Annotated in this window: 4 protein-coding genes and 1 pseudogene; all 5 read left to right on the forward strand. The window is 68.7% G+C overall.

Annotated elements, in window-relative coordinates:
* Positions 1 to 789, forward strand: a 789-nt coding sequence (locus AB0M20_RS26080; RefSeq protein ID WP_364302481.1) for an ABC transporter permease, incomplete at its 5' end; no start/stop codon positions are given.
* Between the two features lie 3 nt (positions 790 to 792).
* Positions 793 to 1869 (forward strand): ABC transporter permease, encoded by a 1077-nt coding sequence (locus AB0M20_RS26085; protein WP_364302483.1) that lies wholly within the window; start codon positions 793 to 795, stop codon positions 1867 to 1869.
* Entirely contained in the window at positions 1866 to 2897 is a 1032-nt protein-coding gene (locus tag AB0M20_RS26090; RefSeq protein WP_364302485.1) for an ABC transporter ATP-binding protein, read from the forward strand. Before AB0M20_RS26085 ends, AB0M20_RS26090 begins: the two co-directional genes overlap by 4 nt.
* Positions 2894 to 4288 carry a GH1 family beta-glucosidase gene (locus AB0M20_RS26095; protein ID WP_364302487.1) on the forward strand — a complete coding sequence of 465 codons (1395 nt, stop codon included), beginning with the start codon at positions 2894 to 2896 and terminating at the stop codon, positions 4286 to 4288. The genes AB0M20_RS26090 and AB0M20_RS26095 overlap by 4 nt, the downstream gene beginning before the upstream one ends.
* A 179-nt stretch (positions 4289 to 4467) precedes the next feature.
* A pseudogene (locus AB0M20_RS26100) lies at positions 4468 to 5228 on the forward strand (glucosylceramidase); the annotation flags it as partial.

A 5228-nucleotide genomic window follows, 5' to 3' on the forward strand; every position in this document is an offset into this window, starting at 1 on the left:
CTCTTGAGCGAGTTCGTCCATTACTGGAAGAATATTGCCTACGGCGACCTGGGTCTGTCGTTCAGCGCCTTCCCCACCCCGGTCTACGACGTCATCACCGACGCGCTGCCGTGGACGGTGGCGCTGGTGGGCATCACCACAGTGCTCAGCTTCCTGATCGGCACCGGTCTCGGCGTGCTGGCCGGCTGGCGGCGCGGCTCGTGGATCGACGGGCTTCTGCCGGTCACCACGTTCCTGTCGTCGGTGCCGTACTTCTGGCTGGGGCTGCTGGCCATCTACGTGCTGGCCGGGCCGGACAGCTTCTTCCCCTCGTCCGGCGGTTACGCGGCCGGCCTGGTCCCGTACCCGGACTGGACCTTCATCTCGAGCGCTCTGCAGCACGGTGTGCTGCCGGCCGTGACCATCCTGATCTCCTCGGTCAGCGGATGGATCCTGGGCATGCGCAACATGATGGTCACCGTCTCGGCCGAGGACTACATCACCGTCGCGCACGCCAAGGGCCTGTCCGGGCGGCGGGTCGCGCTGAGCTACGCGGCCCGCAACGCCCTGCTGCCCAACGTTTCCGGCTTCGCGCTGTCGCTCGGCTTCATCGTCGCCGGCACGTTCGTCCTCGAGATCGTGTTCTCGTATCCCGGTCTCGGCTTCCTGCTCTTCCGTGCGGTGGGCGCCAAGGACTATCCGCTGATGCAGGGCATCTTCCTGATCATCACGATCACCGTGCTGGTCGCGAACCTGCTGGCCGACATCGTCTACCTGCTGCTCGACCCGCGCACCCGTAAGGAGGGCTGAGCGATGACCATTCCCACCTCGAGCATCGACCAGGTCATCCCCGAAGGCGCGATGGCGTCGCCGGACACCACGCCGGCCAAGGCGAAGCGCCGGAAGTTCCGGTTCATCACCAACGCCAAGGCCGCCACCGGCCTGATCATGATGGGCATCTACCTGCTCTTCGCGGTCATCGGTCCGTGGATCGCGCCGTACGACCCGAACGCGCGCAGCAAGGAGCTGGTGCAGGGCCCGTCCGGGGCGCACTGGCTGGGCACCACCCACCTCGGCCAGGACGTGCTGAGCCAGCTGCTGGTCGGCACCCGCGGCGTCATGGTCGTCGGCCTTACCGCCGGGATCGCCGCGACCATCATCTCGGTGATCGTCGGCGTGACCGCCGGCTACCTGGGTGGCGGCTGGGACGACGTCCTGTCCGCGCTGTCCAACGTGTTCCTGGTGATCCCGGCCCTGCCGCTGATCATCATCATCACGTCGACCTTCGAGAACGCCGGCTCGCTGGTCGTCGCGATTACGATCGGCGTCACCGCCTGGGCCTGGGGTGCGCGGGTCCTGCGGGCGCAGACGTTGTCGCTGCGCCGCCGCGACTATGTGGAGGCGGCCCGGGCCAGCGGCGAGAAGACGTGGCGGGTGATCTTCTTCGAGATCCTGCCCAACCTCACCGCGATCATCGCGTCCGGTTTCGTCGGCACCGTGATCTTCGCGGTCACCACCGAGATCACCCTGGCCTTCATCGGCATCGGCGGCATCTCCAACTGGAACTGGGGCGAGATCCTGTTCTGGGCGCAGAGCCAGCAGGCGCTGTCGCAGGGCGCCTGGTGGTGGTTCGTGCCGGCCGGCCTGGCCATCGCGTTCCTCGGCACCGCCCTCTCGCTGATCAACTTCGGCATCGACGAGTTCGTGAGTCCCCGGCTGCGGAGTGCGGGCAAGACCAAGATCAAGACCGCGAGCGGGCACACGGTACGCATGCGCGTCGGCTTCACGCCGGTCCTGGACAACTCGGCGGCCCCGCACACCCACGCCCGCCCGTTGCCGATCAACCTGAACGGCGCGACCCCGGTCGTCAAGAAGGAGACGGCGTCATGAGCGAGCCGGTGCTCGAGATCCGCAACCTGAACGTGGACTACGGCCTGGGCGACCAGGCGGTGCACGCGGTCCGCGACGTGAACCTCACACTGCACCGCGGCGAGGTGCTCGGCCTGGCCGGCGAGAGCGGCTCCGGCAAGTCCACCCTCGCGTACGGGCTGACCCGCCTGCTCGCGCCGCCCGGTGCGATCACCGGCGGTGAGGTGATCTACCACCCGGAGAAGGCCGAGCCGTACGACGTCCTGCGCCTCTCCGACGACGGCCTGCGGCGGTTCCGCTGGGCCGAGACCGCGATCGTGTTCCAGGGCGCGATGAACTCGCTCAACCCGGTGCACAAGATCTCGACGCAGCTGAACGACGTGCTCGAGGCCCACGAGCCGAAGATGTCGGCGCACAGCCGGGCGGTCCGCTGCCGCGAGATGCTCAAGCTGGTCGGCATCTCGGCCGACCGGATGGACGCGTACCCGCATCAGCTCTCCGGCGGTATGCGGCAGCGCGTGATGATCGGCATGGCGCTGATCCTGCAGCCGCAGGTGGTCATCATGGACGAGCCGACCACCGCGCTCGACGTGGTGATGCAGCGGCAGATCCTGGGCCAGCTCATCGAGTTGCGCGAGCGGCTCGGCTTCTCGGTCATCTTCATCACGCACGACCTGTCGTTGCTGGTCGAGTTCTCGAACCGGATCGCCATCATGTACGGCGGCCGGATCGTCGAGGAGGCGCCCGCGTCGGCGTTGTACCGCGACTCGCTGCACCCGTACAGCCACGGCCTGCTCGGCTCGTTCCCCGCGCTGCGCGGCCCCCGCCGGGAGCTCACCGGCATCCCCGGCTCCCCGCCGGACCTCAAGGGCATGCCGTCCGGCTGCTCCTTCCACCCCCGCTGCCCCAAGCGGTTCGAACCCTGCGCTGAGCACATCCCGGTGCTCGGCCGGCCGGCAACCCCGGACGGCGGCACGCGTTCCGTCGCGTGCTGGCTGCACCCCGTCCAGGAGCCGATCGGCGTTTCCCCCAACGGAGTCTCATCTTGACGATCTCGCCCGCTCCCCACCGCCTCTCAACCAAGATTCAGTTCCCGTCATCGTTCCAGTGGGGCGTCGCCACCTCGTCGTACCAGATCGAGGGGGCCGTGGCCGAAGACGGCCGGACACCGTCCATCTGGGACACGTTCTGCCGCAAGCCCGGCGCCGTGCACGACGGCGACAACGGCGACGTCGCCTGCGACCACTACCACCGGATGCCGCAGGACGTGCAGCTCATCAAGAGCCTCGGCGTCGACTCGTACCGGTTCTCGGTGGCCTGGCCGCGGGTGCAGCCCGGCGGACGCGGGCCGGCGAACCCGGCGGGGCTCGCCTTCTACGACCGGCTCGTGGACGAGCTGCTGACCAACGGGATCGACCCGTGGGTAACGCTCTACCACTGGGACCTGCCGCAGGAGCTGGAGGACGCGGGCGGGTGGCCCAACCGCGACACCGCGTACCGGTTCGCCGACTACGCGATGATGGTCTTCGACAAGCTGGCCGACCGGGTCGACACCTTCACCACGCTGAACGAGCCGTGGTGCTCGGCATGGCTGGGCTACGAGGTCGGCGTGCACGCGCCGGGGCGGCGGGAGCACGACAACGCGATCCGCGCGGTGCACCACCTGCTGCTCGGCCACGGCCTCGCGGTCCAGCGGATGCGGGCCGCGGAGACCACCGCGCACCGGTTCGGCATCACGCTGAACATGGGTACGAGCGACCCGGCGACCGACAGCCAGGCCGACCGCGAGGCGGCCCGCCGCGCCGACGGGATGGGCACGCGGATCTACCTGGACCCGCTGCGCTACGGGCGGTACCCGGACGACATCGTGGCCGACCTGGCCGCCCGCGGCACGGCGTTCCCGGTCCAGGACGGCGACCTGGAGATCATCTCCACGCCGTTCGACGTGCTGGGCGTCAACTTCTACTTCGGACAGGACTTCAGCGGCGTCGACGAGCAGGGCCGCACCGAGGACGACAACGGGCATCCGGTGGTCCGGTCGATCCTGCCGGACACCGCTCGGACCGCGATGGACTGGCCGATCACCCCGGAGCGGTTCACCCAGTTGCTGGTCCGGCTGCACCGCGACTACCCCGGCCTGCCGATGGTGGTCACCGAGAACGGCGCGGCGTTCGACGACGCGATGTCCACCGGCGGCTCGGTGGACGACGACGACCGGACCGCGTACCTGGCCGACCACATCGCGGCGGTGGCGGCGGCCCGCGCCGAGGGCGCGGACATCCGCGGGTACTTCGCCTGGTCGCTGATGGACAACTTCGAGTGGGCATACGGGTACGCGAAACGCTTCGGCATCGTGCACGTCGACTACGAGACCCAGACGCGTACGCCCAAGCGCAGCGCACTCTGGTACCGCGACGCGATCGCGCACTACAAGGCCTGAGTCTCACCACGAGGGAGGGCACGCCGCCGGCGTGCCCTCCTTCGCATGCGACGCCTCCGGGTGCCTCGCGTCTGGTGGTCGCGCTCCCACGCGCCATCGTGGCGACCTCACCACGAATTAATCGTTGTAAATCTCTTAAGAGGGTTTACCGATCTTAATTCAAGGTTGAGAATAAGGGGGTGAAGTCGCTAACCATCCCCGCAGCGGCCGCCCTTCTCCTCGGTGCCGTCGCTATCCCCGCCACGCCCGCACTCGCCGCCGGCGAACAGGTCAACATCGTCCTCACCACCACCTCCGACTCCGGCGGCCGCACCGTCACCCGCGGTCTGCAGGCCCAGGCGCCGATCGCCTTCGCGTCCTCCAGCGCGGCGGCGCCGACCACGATCACGGTCAACGAGAACACCCGCTACCAGACCTTCCAGGGCGGCGGCGCCTCGATCACCGACACCACGGCGTACCTGTTGCGCGGCGGCCCGGTCAGCGCCGCCACCCGCGACGACACGATGCGCCGGCTCTTCTCCCCCACCGACGGCATCGGACTGTCCTTTGTGCGCAACCCGATCGGCGCGTCCGACCTGTCCCGCCCCGGCAACGTGTCCCTCGACGACACCTGCTGCAACCTGAACGACTTCGGCGCCAACGGATACGACACGAACGTCCGGCTGCTCACCCAGCAGGCCAAGGGACTGAACCCGGCGCTGCGGGTGAAGGGTGTGCCGTGGAGCGCGCCCGGCTGGATGAAGGACAACGGCCGGATGGACCAGATGGGCTGGCTCAAGGCCGAGTACTACCCGATGTACGCCCAGTACCTGGTGAAGTACATCCAGTCGTACCAGGCGGCCGGGGTGCCGGTGGACTACCTGTCGGTGCAGAACGAGCCGAACTGCTGCCAGGCCGGCAACCCCACCGCGATGAACTACCCGGGCGATCGGAAGAGCGA

The organism is Actinoplanes sp. NPDC051633 (assembly GCF_040681735.1).
Taxonomy (GTDB): domain Bacteria; phylum Actinomycetota; class Actinomycetes; order Mycobacteriales; family Micromonosporaceae; genus Actinoplanes.